We start from the raw sequence: 13191 nt of genomic DNA on the forward strand, positions 1-13191 counted from the left end.
GCAGCCGGGCACAACAAATATAGCCCGTCTAGCTATCAAATGGACAAACCCTTTCCTGCCGACGGGGGCAGGTGAAAATGGATCAGTCGACGATCAGGCCCTTGCCCAGGCCCCGCGTCAGGCGGACCGGCCTGATTTCGCCAAAACCGCGGACGTTTTCCGGCGGTTGGGGAACCATGACGAACCGTTCGTCATGTTCGAGTGCTGACGCGGTCATGGAGTCCACCAGCACCGTTCCTGGGTCGGCCAGGGTGGTGAGCCGCGCGGCGAGGTTGACGGTGGGGCCGTAGATATCGCCAAGCCGGGACAGGATTCTGCCCCAGACCATGGCCACCCGGGCTTCCGGCAGGATCTCGTCTTCCGTGAAGGCCTGTGCCAAGGCCAGCGAGATCTCGGCGCCGGCCGCCGGGGTCTCGGCAATGTAGAGGACTTCGTCGCCCACGGTCTTGACCAGGCGGCCGCCGCCAACGGAAATAATCTCGGCGCATTTGTTCTCGAACCGCTGCACCAGGCGGGCCAGCGTCTTCTCGTTCATCCGGCGCGAAAGGCTGGTGTAGGACACCAGGTCGGCGAAGCCCACAGCCCGTGCCAGGGGCAACGGTGCATCGTCTTCGTCGCCTTCGCGGCCTTCTTCGCTGGCCTGGAGTCCGGCTTCGGCCCGGACGGCCAGCCGCTGGATGCCGGCATTGAGCTGGCGCCGCCACGAATAGACCAGTACTTCCTCGAGGGCATCCACCAGGGCCGGGAGTTCGTTGACCAGCCGCTTGCGGGCCACCGCATCGGTGACCCCCTGTTCGTGGACGAGGTCCTCCACCAGGGCTTCGATCTGCCACACCACCATCCGGTCCGTCATCTGGCCGATGGCGCGGGTGACGGAAATGGCCGCTTCCTCGGTCAGCTTTCCGCCGCGGACGAGGTCCACCACGGTTGACAGTGCCGCCTGGTCGCGTTCGGTGAAGGCAACGTCCTCGTCACCAAAGTTCGGGAACCCGAGCGCGCGCCAAAGTTTGCGCGCGGACAGCAGGGACAGGCCTGCGCCCGCCGCCACCTCGCGACGGCGGAGCTTGCGTTCGCCGCCGAGCAGCCGCGCTTCAAGGGCTTTCATGGCCAGGCGCTCAGCGGACATCGCTCCGGTGGGAGGGTGCGGGTCAGTGGCAGGGGACGGCGTGACGGGATCCACGAGCTCCTGCTGGTCCTCATCGTTCATTCCGTCCACCTTCTCTCATTTCCGTCGGCACTGCCCCGGAAGGGTAATCCCCTGCATCTCCGGGCGGGAGGCGCTCATCGGGCAGTTCCCCGATGGCGTCAAGGATGAAATCCCTGAACCTGGCGGCCTCCGGCACGTCCCGGAATGTCGTCACGCCCTCATACCCGGTTTCCAAGGATATATTCCCGGAGCGCAGGAGGCGTTGAAGCACGCCCTCGTGGACTGTGAGGTTGCGGACGGAGAGGAGGTTGACCTGCTCTTCGCGCCGCCTGACGATGCCGGACCTGGCCACCATCCGCCGGCTCGTGAGGGTATAGCGTGTCGCGTGCCAGCGCATCAGCCGCGGAAGGCAGTAGCCCAGCCACACCCACGCCGCAGCCAGCACGCAGGCCGTCACCAGCCAGGGGGTCCAGCGGGCCTCCAGAGCGGGAACCAGGCGCCGGGCTTCCCCGCGCACGATCCAGGCGGACGCGAAGGCCGCCACCGCGGGGGCGATGATGAAAGCAGCGGCGGGGCCGGCCAATTTCCTGGGTTGCGGGCGGGTGGTGACGATGACCTGTTCGCCGGGAACGAGGTCCTTACGCATAACCGCCTTGGCCGGCGTCTTCCGGTGCGGTCCAGGGCCGCAGGTGCACTACGTCCCCTGCGGTGACCACATGCTCGCGTGAATCCTTGTCCACCACCAGCAGTGAGCCATATTCGTCCAGGCGGGATGCATGGCCAATAATCTCGTGGTCGCCCGGCAGTTGTGCCCGTACCTGCCGGCCCAGCGTCACCATGACGGCCTCGACACGCTTATGCAGGGACGGGCCACCCGCCATGCCTGCCGTGGGGTCGCCGTCGGCGTTGCAGAAACTCCGGTAGAGCACCGCAAAGTGGGACAAATAGCTCTTCAGCAGCTGGGTCCTGTCGGTGGTCTGCGCCCCCTCGAGGAACACCGAGGTGGCCGTGGGGACCGGCAGTTCGTCCTCGTGGAGGGTGACGTTCAGGCCGGTGCCCAGCACCACCGGCGGGACGGTGCCGTCCGTCATGGGTCCCATCTGGGCCAGGATGCCGGCAATCTTCCGGCCGCGGACCAGGACGTCGTTGGGCCATTTGAGTTCGCCCGGGATGCCTGCCGTTTCCAGCAGGGTTTCGCGGAGCGCCAGGGCCGCGATGAGCGAGAGCCACGAGTAGCTCTGCGTGGGCAGCGGCCGGCCCTCGGCGTTCACGGGCCGCAGTACAACGGAAACGGCGACCGAACTGAGCGGCGGAGCTTCCCAGTGCCTTTCCAGGCGTCCCCGGGCAGCGGTCTGGTATTCGGCTGTCAGCACGGAAAGATCCGGCCAGGACGCGGGCTCCACGGTTACTGCACGGAGCAGGTCGGCGTTGGTGGAGCCAGTGGAGTCCACCACGTCGAGCCGGGAGATGCCGGCGGCAGACAGGAAGCGCTGATCGCCCAGCTCCGACCTGTCCAACGGGATACCGGGGATATGCGCTTCAGCCATAGCTAAATCCTACCGAGCCGGGGAATGTGGCCGCACCGGCGGCCTTCCCCTTGCGGCTACAGGAAGATGTCCGGAACCAGCCGGTCCTCCGGGGCTCCCAGGCTGTAGGGGCGGAAATCGATAACCCCTGCTGCCGCCAGCACCTGCTCGTCAGTGTAGAAATTGCCGGTTGCCTGCCCTCCTGCGGGCAGGTTGCTGCCGGTCAGGATGGCATGGGCGGCGTCGGCCATGATCTGTGGTCCGCGTGCGGCCTGGACGATGGCCTCACCCTGCGGCATGTTCCTGATCGCCGCGGTGTCGATCAGCGTGCAGGGCCACAGCGAGTTGACGCTGATCCGGTCGTCCTTCAGCTCCTCGGCGAGGCCAAGTGTAGTCAGGCTCATCCCGTATTTGGCCATGGTGTAGGCCAGGTGCCGGCCGGCCCAGTGTGGATCCAGGTTCAGGGGCGGCGACAGCGTGAGGATGTGCGCATTGCCGGACGCGCGCAGCGCCGGCAGCGCGAGCTTGGAGAGCAGGAAAGTCCCGCGGACATTGATGTCCTGCATGAGGTCGTACTTTTTCATGTCCACGGCATCGGTGGTGGAGAGGTCAATTGCGGAGGCGTTGTTCACTACGACGTCGATGCCGCCGAAGCGGTCCACGGCCTCGGCCACGGCGCGGGCCACGTCCTGGTCGTTGCGGACGTCCCCCACCAGCGGCAGCGCACCGCCGCCCGCCTCGGTCAGTTCCTGCGCGGCGGTGAACACCGTGCCGGCGAGTTTGGGGTGGGGTTCGCCGGTTTTGGCCATCAGGACGATATTGGCGCCGTCCGCCGCCGCCCGCCGCGCGATCGCGAGGCCGATGCCGCGGCTGCCCCCTGACATCAGGATGGTCCTCCCGCGAAGCGAACCGGAGGCCCGGTAGGGGCTGGCGGCAGCGGTCAAAGCGTCGTTGCTCGAAGTCATGGAAACACTGTAACCCAGATAAGTTACTGGCGAGTAACATGGTTGTCCGGGTGAGGTCATGGCAGAAAATTGTAGGTTCCCTACAGCTGCGGGCACTCAAACCGTCATTAGACTTGCCAGCAGGGTTCGTTTTTTGTGTGGAAGCTACTTAAGCGCCTCCAGAGCACAGCCCGTCAACAGACTCAGCGACACTGAACCAATCTGAACAGAGCCGGAGATACTTGATGAGCCACGATCTGACAACGACAGCGGGAAAGATTGCCGATTTCCGCGACCGCCAGGCACGTGCCGAACAGCCCTCCGGCCCCGAGGCCGTCGAAAAGCAGCATGCGCGCGGCAAGAACACCGCACGCGAGCGCATTGCCCTGTTGCTGGATGAGGACTCATTCGTTGAGTTCGACGCCCTCGCAGTGCACCGCTCCACCGCCTTCGGCATGGAAAAGAAGAAACCCCTCGGCGACGGCCTGGTCTCCGGCTACGGCACCGTGGATGGCCGTCCTGTAGCGGTCTATAGCCAGGACTTCAGCGTGTACGGCGGTTCGTTGAGCCAGGTCAACGGCGAGAAGATCGTCAAGGTGCAGGAATTCGCCCTGCGGAACGGCTGCCCGGTGGTTGGCATCCTCGACGGCGGCGGCGCCCGCATCCAGGAAGGCGTCGCCTCGCTGGCCATGTTCGCCGATATCTTCCGCAACAACGTGCACGCGTCCGGCGTCGTGCCCCAGATCTCCCTCATCATGGGCCCCTCCGCCGGCGGCGCAGCCTACTCCCCCGCCCTCACCGACTATGTGGTGATGGTGGACAAGACGTCCCACATGTTCATTACCGGCCCCGACGTCATCAAGACCGTCACGGGCGAGGACGTGGACATGGAAACGCTCGGCGGAGCGCGCCAGCACAACGCCACCACGGGCACGTCCACGTACCTCGCCTCGGATGAAGGGGACGCGATCGAGTTCGTCCGCGAACTCCTGGACTTCCTGCCCTCCAACAACCTGTCCGAGGCTCCGGTCCTGGAGCACGCCCAGGAAAACGCGGTCAACGACGACGACCTCGCGCTCGACACTCTGATCCCCGATTCGGCCAACCAGCCCTACGACATGCGCGCAGTCGTCGAGCAGATCGTCGACGACGGGCACTTCCTGGAAATGCAGGCCCTTTACGCACCGAACGTCATGATCGGCTACGGCCGGGTGGAAGGCCACACCGTGGGAATCGTGGCCAACCAGCCGCTGCAGTTCGCCGGAACCCTGGACATTGCCGCCTCCGAAAAAGCAGCCCGCTTCGTCCGGAACTGCGATGCCTTCAACATCCCCATCATCACCCTGGTGGACGTACCGGGCTTCCTGCCGGGCAAGGACCAGGAATTCCAGGGCATCATCCGCCGCGGCGCCAAGCTGCTGTACGCGTATGCCGAGGCCACCGTTCCGAAGCTGACGGTCATCACCCGCAAGGCCTACGGCGGCGCGTACATCGTGATGGGCTCCAAGAAGCTCGGGGCTGACCTCAACCTGGCATGGCCCACCGCACAGATCGGCGTGATGGGCGCACAGGGCGCCGTCAACATCCTCTACCGCCGGGACCTCGCGGCCGTGGCCGAAGAGGGCGGCGACGTCGAAGCCCGCCGCGCCGAGGTCATCCGGCAGTACGAGGAAGAACTCCTGAACCCCTACCAGGCAGCCGAGCTCGGTTACGTCGACGCCGTGATCGCACCGTCGGACACCCGGCTGCAGATAGTCCGGGGCCTGCGCGCCCTCCGCGACAAGCGCGCCAGCCTTCCGGCCAAGAAGCACGGGAACATCCCGCTGTGAGCGCCACCGGAACACCGGGCCCGGCCGAAGCCCCCGCGGCTCCCCTGCTCTCTGTGATCAAGGGGCAGCCGAACGCCGAGGAACTCGCTGCGCTCACCGCCGTCGTACTCTCCCTCGGCGGCCCCGAAGCGGCCAGGCCCGCCGCGCCGTCCGCACGGCATTGGGCGCGCCGGCAACGGCTGGGCCTGGCACCAACGCCCGGGCCGGGCGCCTGGAAGCGCAGCAAAGGCTGACCGTACGACGGAGGGGGCGCGCACCGGCGCGTTCCTCGCCCGGCGAGCGGGGCCGGGCTAGTCTCGGATAGTGACTACCGACACTTCGCCCGCCGCACGCCCGCACACCCGCATCGACGCCGTCGCGGACGACTACACCGATACCCTCGTCCGCCTGAATCCGTCCCTTGCCACCACCTTGGGACTGCCCGGCCGCGAAATCGAGTACCAGGATTTCTCCCCCGCAGGCATCGCCGAATTCGCGGAGGTGGCCCGCAAGGCCCTGGCCGACCTTGAAGGCCTCGAGCCCGAGGACGACGTGGACGCCGTCACGCTGGACGCCATGCGCGAACGGCTGGGCCTGCAGCTGCTGATCCACGCCTCCGGGTGGGAGTACGCGGACCTGAACAACATCGCCTCCCCCGCACAGGACATCCGTGCGATCTTCGACCTCATGCCCACCGCCACGGAACAGGACTGGGAACACATCGCAGGCCGCGCGCAAAACGTACCCGCCGCCGTCGAAGGCTACATCGAGTCCCTTCGCCTGGCCCGCGACGCCAGCCGGGTGGCCGCGGCCCGCCAGGTGAACATCGTCATCGAACAGGCCACAAAATACGCCGCCGCAGACGGATTCTTCGCCAAGCTCGCAGCCGGCGCCGCCACCGAAGCCGGACCGCTGGGCACGGCGCTGCAGGAAAAGCTCGACGCCGGTGCTGCCGCCGCCCGCCGCGCCTACACCGGGCTTGCCGACTTCCTCCGCACCGACCTGCTGCCCGCCGCCCCGGAGAAAGACGCGGTGGGTAAAGCCCGCTATGCACTGGCATCACGGTCCTTCCTCGGCGCCACCGTGGACCTGGAGGAAACCTACGCCTGGGGCGTCCAGGAACTCGACCGCCTGATCGCTGAACAGGAGGTGGTGGCCGGCACCATCAAGGCCGGCGCCTCCATCGCCGAAGCCAAGGAAATCCTGAACAACGATCCTGCCCGGCAGATCAAAGGCACCGACGCCCTCAAGGCCTGGATGCAGGAACTCTCCGACAAAGCCGTCGCGGAGCTGGCCGGGGTCCATTTCGATATTCCCGACGTCATGAAGAAACTGGAATGCCTCATCGCGCCCACCGATGAAGGCGGCATCTACTACACCGGCCCCTCCGACGACTTCACCCGGCCCGGACGCATGTGGTGGTCCGTGCCCGCCGGCGAGGACACCTTCACCACCTGGGCCGAAACCACCACCGTGTACCACGAAGGCGTTCCCGGCCACCATCTCCAGGTGGCCACCGCCACCTACCGGCGCGAACTGCTCAACAAGTGGCGGCGCAACATCTGCTGGACCTCCGGACATGGCGAAGGCTGGGCCCTCTACGCGGAAAAGCTCATGCAGGAACTGGGATACCTCGACGACGCGGGCGACCACATGGGCATGCTGGACATGCAAAGGATGCGCGCAGCCCGGGTGGTCTTCGACATCGGCGTCCACCTGGAATTGGAGGTGCCTGCACGCTGGGGCACTGGCACCTGGACCCCGGACAAGGGATACGACTTCCTCAAGGCCAACCTGCCCATCAGCGAAGGACAACTCAACTTCGAGTTCACCCGCTATCTGGGCTGGCCCGGCCAGGCACCCTCCTACAAAGTCGGCCAGCGCCTCTGGGAACAGATCCGCGCCGAACTCGAGACACGGCCAGGGTTCGACCTCAAGGAGTTCCACACCAAGGCCCTGAACATCGGCTCGGTTGGACTCGATACCCTGCGCCGGGCGCTGCTTTCATAGCCAGCCCCTGCGGCGGCAGGCGAGATGTTAAGCACACCGCCGCCGGGAATAAGTAACAAAACCCGCTGTCCGCCGCGGGTTTCTGGGCTTTTCTGTTTCTTCCGGCAACAGGGCGTGCGTAATATTTCTCAATGTTGTTTCGACGTGATAAGAGCTGCGGACCTAGCGTATTCGGGTGAGCACTCAGACAAGCACCCCCTCCCCCGCAGGGAAGACGGGCTTCCAGCTTCCCAAGTGGGCTGGATCGTTCGGCTTCCAAATCATCGCCGCACTCATCGTGGGCCTTGCCCTCGGCCTGCTGGCCAAGTACACCGGCAGCACCAAGACCAACCCCAACGGCCTGGGCGCAACGCTGCAGACCATCGGCTCCAGCTATGTGTCGCTGCTGCAGACCGCCGTCGTGCCCCTCATCTTCACGGCTGTGGTGAGCTCCATCTCCAACCTCCGCCAGGTATCCAACGCCGCCCGGCTGGCCTGGAACACGCTGCTGTGGTTCGCCATCACGTCCCTGATTGCGGTGCTGATCGGCATCGGCCTGGGCGTCCTGCTGCAGCCCGGCGCCAACACCGGCATCACCGACGAAGCGAAGTACTCCGGTAAGTCGGGCGACTGGTGGTCCTTCCTGATCGGCCTCTTCCCGAAGAACTTCCTCGGCCTGGGCGCCAGCTCGACGGTTGCCGAATCCGGCGCCGTGACCACTTCCGTCAGCTTCAACGTGCTGCAGATCCTGGTGATCGCCATCGCCGTCGGCGTTGCCGCCCTCAAGGTGGGCAAGGCGGCCGAGCCCTTCCTGAACCTCAACGCCTCCGCCCTCGCCGTGATCCAGAAGGTCCTGTGGTGGATCATCCGCATCGCACCGCTGGGCACCGTGGGCCTGATTGGTAACGCGGTCGCCGTCTACGGCTGGGACACCATCGGCTCCCTGGGCAAGTTCACGGTTGCCATCTACGCCGGTTTGGCCCTGGTGCTGTTTGTTGTGTACCCCATCCTGGTCCGCACCCACGGCCTGTCCGTGAAGCAGTACTTCTCCGGTGTCTGGCCGGCCGTCCAGCTGGCCTTCGTGTCCCGCTCCTCCGTGGGAACCCTGCCGCTCACCCAGCGCGTCACCGAGCGCAGCCTGGGCGTCCCCCGCGGCTACGCCTCCTTCGCCGTCCCGCTGGGCGCCACCACCAAGATGGACGGCTGCGCCGCGATCTACCCGGCCATCTCCGCGATCTTCGTGGCCCAGTTCTTCGGCATCCAGCTCGACTTCAGCCAGTACCTGCTGATCGCCCTGGTTTCCGTCCTGGGATCCGCTGCGACGGCCGGCACCACCGGCGCCGTCGTGATGCTGACGCTGACGCTCTCCACGCTGGGACTGCCGCTCGCCGGCGTCGGACTGCTCCTTGCCATCGATCCGATCCTGGACATGGGCCGTACCGCCGTCAACGTGGCAGGCCAGGCCCTGGTCCCCACCATCGTGGCCAAGCGCCAGGGCATCCTGGACGAAGCGCTGTACAACGCGCCCCGCAACGGCACCCCCTTCGTTGATGACGACGACGCCGCCGCCGCCGAGAACGGTGCAGCTACGGACGGCACTTCGGCCGCCACCGCTCCCCGCGAACTGCAGGACGCTAAGGCATAGTCAACACCGGTGCCGCCAGGCGCCTCGAATGTGCAATCACAGGAAGTCCCCGGGAATCCTCCCGGGGACTTCCTGTTGTCCCGCGCTGTTGCCCTGGGACGCTATCCCGGGCCTGCCGGGACCCTTGGCGCGCGGTCAGTGTCCGCCGCCGCCGATCACCCCGTTCTGGACCGCCTTGGTTGCGGCGTCCGCCTCCGCCTGGGTCAGCTTTCCATCCGTGACGGCCTGGTCCAGGCGGGTCTTGAGCGCTGCCGCCCGGTCTGCCTGTGCCGCGGTGCGGAGCTCGTCGAGCGCCGCCGTCACCTTGGCCTCGTCAATTCCGAGCGATGCTGCCAGGGACTTGGCCAGCGCAGCTTCGCGGGCGGCCATGTCAGGCTTCTCGCCCTCGGCCGGCGGTCCACTGGGCTTGTTGGCCTCGCGGAAAGCCTTCAATGCGTCAGTGACTTTTGCCTCGTCCACACCAAGCTTCTGCGCCAGTGCTGACGCCTGGACGCCGCCGCGTTCACCTCCGCGTCCGCCGTGGCGGCCCATGCCGTCATGGCCGGAGCCTGTGCCCGTGCCGGCATCGGCAGAGGCGCTGGAACTGGCGCTTGGCGAGGGGGTCGGCGTCGTCGTAGCTGAAGCCACTCCCGCCACTCCAATGCCGGCACCCACGGCGAGCGCCGCGGCCGACAGGCCGAGCGCCATCTTCTTCCTGCGTGACATTCTCTTCTCCTGCTCCGCCGTCACCAGACGGCTGCTGTGGCTTGACCCTTTCCGGGTCCTACCAAGCATCCGTGCGCAGGTTCGGTAAAGGCTGTTGGGAGCCTTTCATTCTCCTGTGAATATAACTTGCCCACTGTGCAAACTTGCACGTAGTGTAAGAGCGTGAATTCACCCTCGTCCCCGCCTGACGCGCCCCCGGCTCCCTCACGCCGCGAACTGAACAAGGCGGCCACCCGGCAGGCCATTACGGACGCCGCGCTGGCGCTGCTCCGGTCCAAGGGGCCCGGCGGCTTCACGGCCGAGGACATCGCCGAGGCTGCCGGCATCTCCCGGCGCACCTTCTTCAACTACTTCAACAGCACCGACGCTGCACTGGCGTCCGTGACCCACGGCTTCCTGGATATCGTCATCAGGCAACTGCAGCTGCGGCCCGCGGAGGAACCACTGCTGGAGGCGGCGCAGGCTGCCCTCATGGCCCTGGCTGACCCCAGGACGGTGGAGCCCCTGGCCGAGCTGTTCGCCCTGACGCAGCACAGCCAGCTGATGGCCCACACCGAACTCGAAGCTTGGGACCACTGCCGCGCCCAAGTCTTCACCGTGGCAAGGGACCGGGTGGCAGCAACACCGGACGGTTCGGACGACCTGTACGTCCACGCTCTGGCCGGCTCCGTCATCTCCTGCGGCAAGGCCGCCATGGAAGTCTGGTTCAGCCGCCGTGGACCCGACCTCTCGCCCGCCTCGCTCGCCGAACTCCGGCAGCTCCTTATCGACGCCATGGCCCTCCTGGGCTCCGGCTTCACCCCGCCGGCTGGCGCCGGCAAATCCACCGCGCCGGCCACCCCGGCCCGCACTACAGCCCCTTCAGCCGCCCACTCCTCCTGACCAGATCGGTTTCCCTCATGGCACTGCTGCTCTACCGCCTTGGCAAGTTCTCCTACCGCCGGCGCTGGCTGGTCCTTTCGTTGTGGCTCGTGGCGCTGGTTGCCGTCGGCGGTTCCGCCGCGGCTTTCCACGGCACCCTGTCCAACAACTTCCAAATCCCCGGAACGGAAACGCAACGGATTGCGGACAAGCTGAAGGAAGACCTCCCATCCGCGTCCGGCGGAACTGCGACGATCGTTTTCGAGGCACCCGACGGCGGCTTCACCGACGCCAGCCGGGCGGCGGTCACTGACGCCCTGAAGAAGCTCGAAACGCTGCCGGACGTCCGCGGCACCGTGGACCCGTTCGCCACCCAGGCCCAGGTGGACCAGGCCGGGCAGGCCATCACCGACGGTGAGCAGCAGCTGGCTGCCGGGCAGGCCACGCTGGATGCCTCCAAGGCGCAACTGGATGCCGGAAAGGCACAGCTGGAGGCTGCAGAACAGCAAATGGTGGCTGCCGGTGCTCCCGCAGCGGCCATCGAGGCGCAACTGGGCCAGCAGAAGGCCGCAGCGGCCGAAGGCCAGGCCAAATTCGACGCCGGAGCGAAGGAACTTGAGGCCAGCAAGGCCAAGCTGGAACTGGGCAAGCGGCAGGCCGAAGCATCCTCGGCCATCCGCTTCGTCTCCGAAGATGGCAAGGCTGCCGTAGCCCAGGTGCAGTTCAACGGCTCCATTAACGGGCTGAGCCCCGAAGTCCGCCAGCAGGTCCAGGACATCGCGCACGGGACCTCCTCCGCCGGCGTCACAGCCCTGGCCAGCAAGGAAATCACCGAGGACATCTCCGAGCTGTTCGGTATCGCGGAAATCATCGGCATCGCCGTCGCAGCCCTGGTGCTGATCATCATGCTCGGCACCCTGGTGGCGGCCGGCCTCCCGCTCCTGATGGCTGTCATGGGCGTCGGTGTGGGCGTGGGCATCACCTTCGCGCTCTCCGGCCTCTTCGACATGAGCTCCATCTCCCCCATGCTGGCGCTCATGCTGGGCCTCGCCGTCGGCATTGACTACTCACTGTTCATCGTCAACCGGCACCGCACCCAACTCCTGGCAGGCATGGATACCGAGGAATCCGTGGCCCGTGCCACTGGAACGTCCGGCAACGCTGTGGTGTTCGCCGGCCTGACGGTCATCATCGCCCTCGCCGCCCTGGTTGTTCCCGGCCTGCCGTTCCTGGCCGTGATGGGCCTGGCAGCCGCCGGCACGGTGGCCGTGGCGGTCCTCGTCGCCATCACCCTCACCCCGGCCATGCTGTCCCTCATCGGCCGCCGCATCATCTCCAAGCGGGCATGGGCCAAGGCCAACGCACACAACGCAGAGCCCGGCCACGAAGCGGAAGACGACGCCAAGGACCGTGAACGGAGCACCCATGGCTGGGGCGGCCTGGTCACCCGGCACCCCGTGCTTGCCATGGTGGCCGGCGTTATCCTGCTGGGCGTACTCGCCCTCCCAGCCACCCAGCTGCAGCTCGCCCTGCCCGACGGCGGCTCCGAACCGGTGGATTCCGAGGCCTACCAGGCTTACGACATCACTGCCCGCAGCTTCGGCGAAGGCGTCACCGGCCCCATCGTTGCCGTGGGCGAGTTCCCCGCCGGCCTGGACGAGGCAGCCGCCAGCACCTTGCAGTACGACATCGCGGACAAGCTCCGGTCAGTGGACAACGTAGTGGCAGCTGTTCCAGTGGCCATCAGCGAGGACCGCCGCACCGCTGTCTTCCAGGTCATTCCAGAGGAAGGCCCTGCCAGCGCCAGCACGGTCAAGGTCGTCTCGGAACTCCGCGGCCTGAACGGCGAAATCAAGGCCGACTACGACGTAGCCATGGGCCTGACCGGGCAGACCGCCGGCAATATCGACGTCTCCACCAAACTCGGCGACGCCCTGCCGCCCTACCTGGCCATCGTCGTCGGGCTCTCCCTGATCCTGCTGCTGCTGGTGTTCCGCTCCATCGTGGTGCCGCTGCTGGCCACCGGCGGCTTCCTCCTGTCACTGGCGGCCGCGTTCGGCGCCGTGGTGGCCGTCTACCAGTGGGGCTGGCTGGGCAACGTGTTCGACGTCGCCAACCCCGGCGCAGTCCTGAGCTTCCTGCCGATCATCCTGATCGGCGTGCTGTTCGGCCTCGCCATGGACTACCAGGTGTTCATCGCCTCCGGCATGCGCGAGGCGTACATGCACGGATCCACCGCGAAGGAGGCCGTGCGGGTGGGCTTCCGGCACGCCGCCGCCGTGGTGACCGCCGCCGCCATCATCATGGTCAGCGTGTTCGCGGGCTTCATCTTCAGCCACCTCACCATGGTCCGGCCGCTGGGCTTCGCGATGGCGTTCGGTGTGCTGCTGGATGCGTTCGTGGTCCGGATGACCATTGTCCCCGCCGTGATGTACCTGCTGGGCGAGAAGTCCTGGTGGCTCCCGCGCTGGCTGGACCGCATCCTGCCGGACGTGGACGTGGAAGGCGCCAAGCTCAGCCGGCCGGAGAACGCCAAGGCGTCCGCTGAGCTGGTCCACTAGGCTGA

General features: G+C 66.7%; 11 protein-coding genes. 6 read left to right on the forward strand and 5 right to left on the reverse strand.

Translation table 11 applies throughout. The features are described 5' to 3' along the window. Positions 1–82 precede the first annotated feature (82 nt). Genes OVA06_RS11790 through OVA06_RS11805 form a run of 4 tightly spaced genes read right to left on the reverse strand, consistent with a single transcriptional unit; the run spans position 83 to position 3638 of the window. Positions 83–1207 (reverse strand): adenylate/guanylate cyclase domain-containing protein, encoded by a 1125-nt coding sequence (locus OVA06_RS11790; protein WP_015936542.1) that lies wholly within the window; start codon positions 1205–1207, stop codon positions 83–85. Next, the gene (locus OVA06_RS11795) at positions 1197–1793 is read right to left on the reverse strand and encodes a PH domain-containing protein (protein ID WP_268158456.1); all 597 of its coding nucleotides are present in this window, start codon (positions 1791–1793) and stop codon (positions 1197–1199) included. The genes OVA06_RS11790 and OVA06_RS11795 overlap by 11 nt, the downstream gene beginning before the upstream one ends. Further along, a complete protein-coding gene (locus OVA06_RS11800) occupies positions 1786–2694 on the reverse strand; it encodes a biotin--[acetyl-CoA-carboxylase] ligase (RefSeq protein WP_268158458.1) in 909 nt (302 codons plus the stop codon). Before OVA06_RS11800 ends, OVA06_RS11795 begins: the two co-directional genes overlap by 8 nt. A 56-nt stretch (positions 2695–2750) precedes the next feature. Next, positions 2751–3638: an SDR family oxidoreductase gene (locus OVA06_RS11805; RefSeq protein ID WP_268158461.1), complete on the reverse strand. Its 888-nt coding sequence runs from the start codon at positions 3636–3638 to the stop codon at positions 2751–2753. A gap of 224 nt (positions 3639–3862) precedes the next feature. Between OVA06_RS11805 and OVA06_RS11810 the strand changes: the two genes are divergently transcribed. From OVA06_RS11810 to OVA06_RS11825, 4 genes are all read left to right on the forward strand, one after another. Further along, on the forward strand, positions 3863–5446 hold the full coding sequence (locus tag OVA06_RS11810) for an acyl-CoA carboxylase subunit beta (protein ID WP_268158463.1): 1584 nt from the start codon (positions 3863–3865) through the stop codon (positions 5444–5446). Further along, positions 5443–5679, forward strand: a complete 237-nt coding sequence (locus OVA06_RS11815; RefSeq protein ID WP_268158465.1) for an acyl-CoA carboxylase subunit epsilon — start codon at positions 5443–5445, stop codon at positions 5677–5679. Before OVA06_RS11810 ends, OVA06_RS11815 begins: the two co-directional genes overlap by 4 nt. 70 nt (positions 5680–5749) lie before the next feature. Next, a complete protein-coding gene (locus OVA06_RS11820; RefSeq protein ID WP_268158467.1) occupies positions 5750–7435 on the forward strand; it encodes a DUF885 domain-containing protein in 1686 nt (561 codons plus the stop codon). A gap of 175 nt (positions 7436–7610) precedes the next feature. Beyond that, positions 7611–9059 carry a dicarboxylate/amino acid:cation symporter gene (locus OVA06_RS11825; protein ID WP_268158469.1) on the forward strand — a complete coding sequence of 483 codons (1449 nt, stop codon included), beginning with the start codon at positions 7611–7613 and terminating at the stop codon, positions 9057–9059. A gap of 135 nt (positions 9060–9194) precedes the next feature. Here OVA06_RS11825 and OVA06_RS11830 read toward each other — a convergent pair whose 3' ends face one another. After that, on the reverse strand, positions 9195–9764 hold the full coding sequence (locus tag OVA06_RS11830; RefSeq protein WP_268158471.1) for a hypothetical protein: 570 nt from the start codon (positions 9762–9764) through the stop codon (positions 9195–9197). A gap of 162 nt (positions 9765–9926) precedes the next feature. Between OVA06_RS11830 and OVA06_RS11835 the strand changes: the two genes are divergently transcribed. Continuing rightward, a complete protein-coding gene (locus OVA06_RS11835) occupies positions 9927–10646 on the forward strand; it encodes a TetR/AcrR family transcriptional regulator (protein ID WP_268158472.1) in 720 nt (239 codons plus the stop codon). 17 nt (positions 10647–10663) lie between these two features. Then, entirely contained in the window at positions 10664–13186 is a 2523-nt protein-coding gene (locus OVA06_RS11840) for an MMPL family transporter (RefSeq protein WP_268158474.1), read from the forward strand. The last annotated feature ends 5 nt before the right edge of the window (positions 13187–13191 follow it).

It is taken from the genome of Pseudarthrobacter sp. SL88 (assembly GCF_026672455.1).
Classification (GTDB): domain Bacteria; phylum Actinomycetota; class Actinomycetes; order Actinomycetales; family Micrococcaceae; genus Arthrobacter.

Excerpts from the sequence above, each read along its gene's own strand:
- OVA06_RS11790 (WP_015936542.1), bottom strand. The coding sequence starts at position 1,207 with ATGAACGATGAGGACCAGCAGGAGCTCGTGGATCCCGTCACGCCGTCC.
- OVA06_RS11795 (WP_268158456.1), bottom strand. The coding sequence starts at position 1,793 with ATGCGTAAGGACCTCGTTCCCGGCGAACAGGTCATCGTCACCACCCGC.
- OVA06_RS11800 (WP_268158458.1), bottom strand. The coding sequence starts at position 2,694 with ATGGCTGAAGCGCATATCCCCGGTATCCCGTTGGACAGGTCGGAGCTG.
- OVA06_RS11805 (WP_268158461.1), bottom strand. The coding sequence starts at position 3,638 with ATGACTTCGAGCAACGACGCTTTGACCGCTGCCGCCAGCCCCTACCGG.
- OVA06_RS11810 (WP_268158463.1), top strand. The coding sequence starts at position 3,863 with ATGAGCCACGATCTGACAACGACAGCGGGAAAGATTGCCGATTTCCGC.
- OVA06_RS11830 (WP_268158471.1), bottom strand. The coding sequence starts at position 9,764 with ATGTCACGCAGGAAGAAGATGGCGCTCGGCCTGTCGGCCGCGGCGCTC.
- OVA06_RS11840 (WP_268158474.1), top strand. The coding sequence starts at position 10,664 with ATGGCACTGCTGCTCTACCGCCTTGGCAAGTTCTCCTACCGCCGGCGC.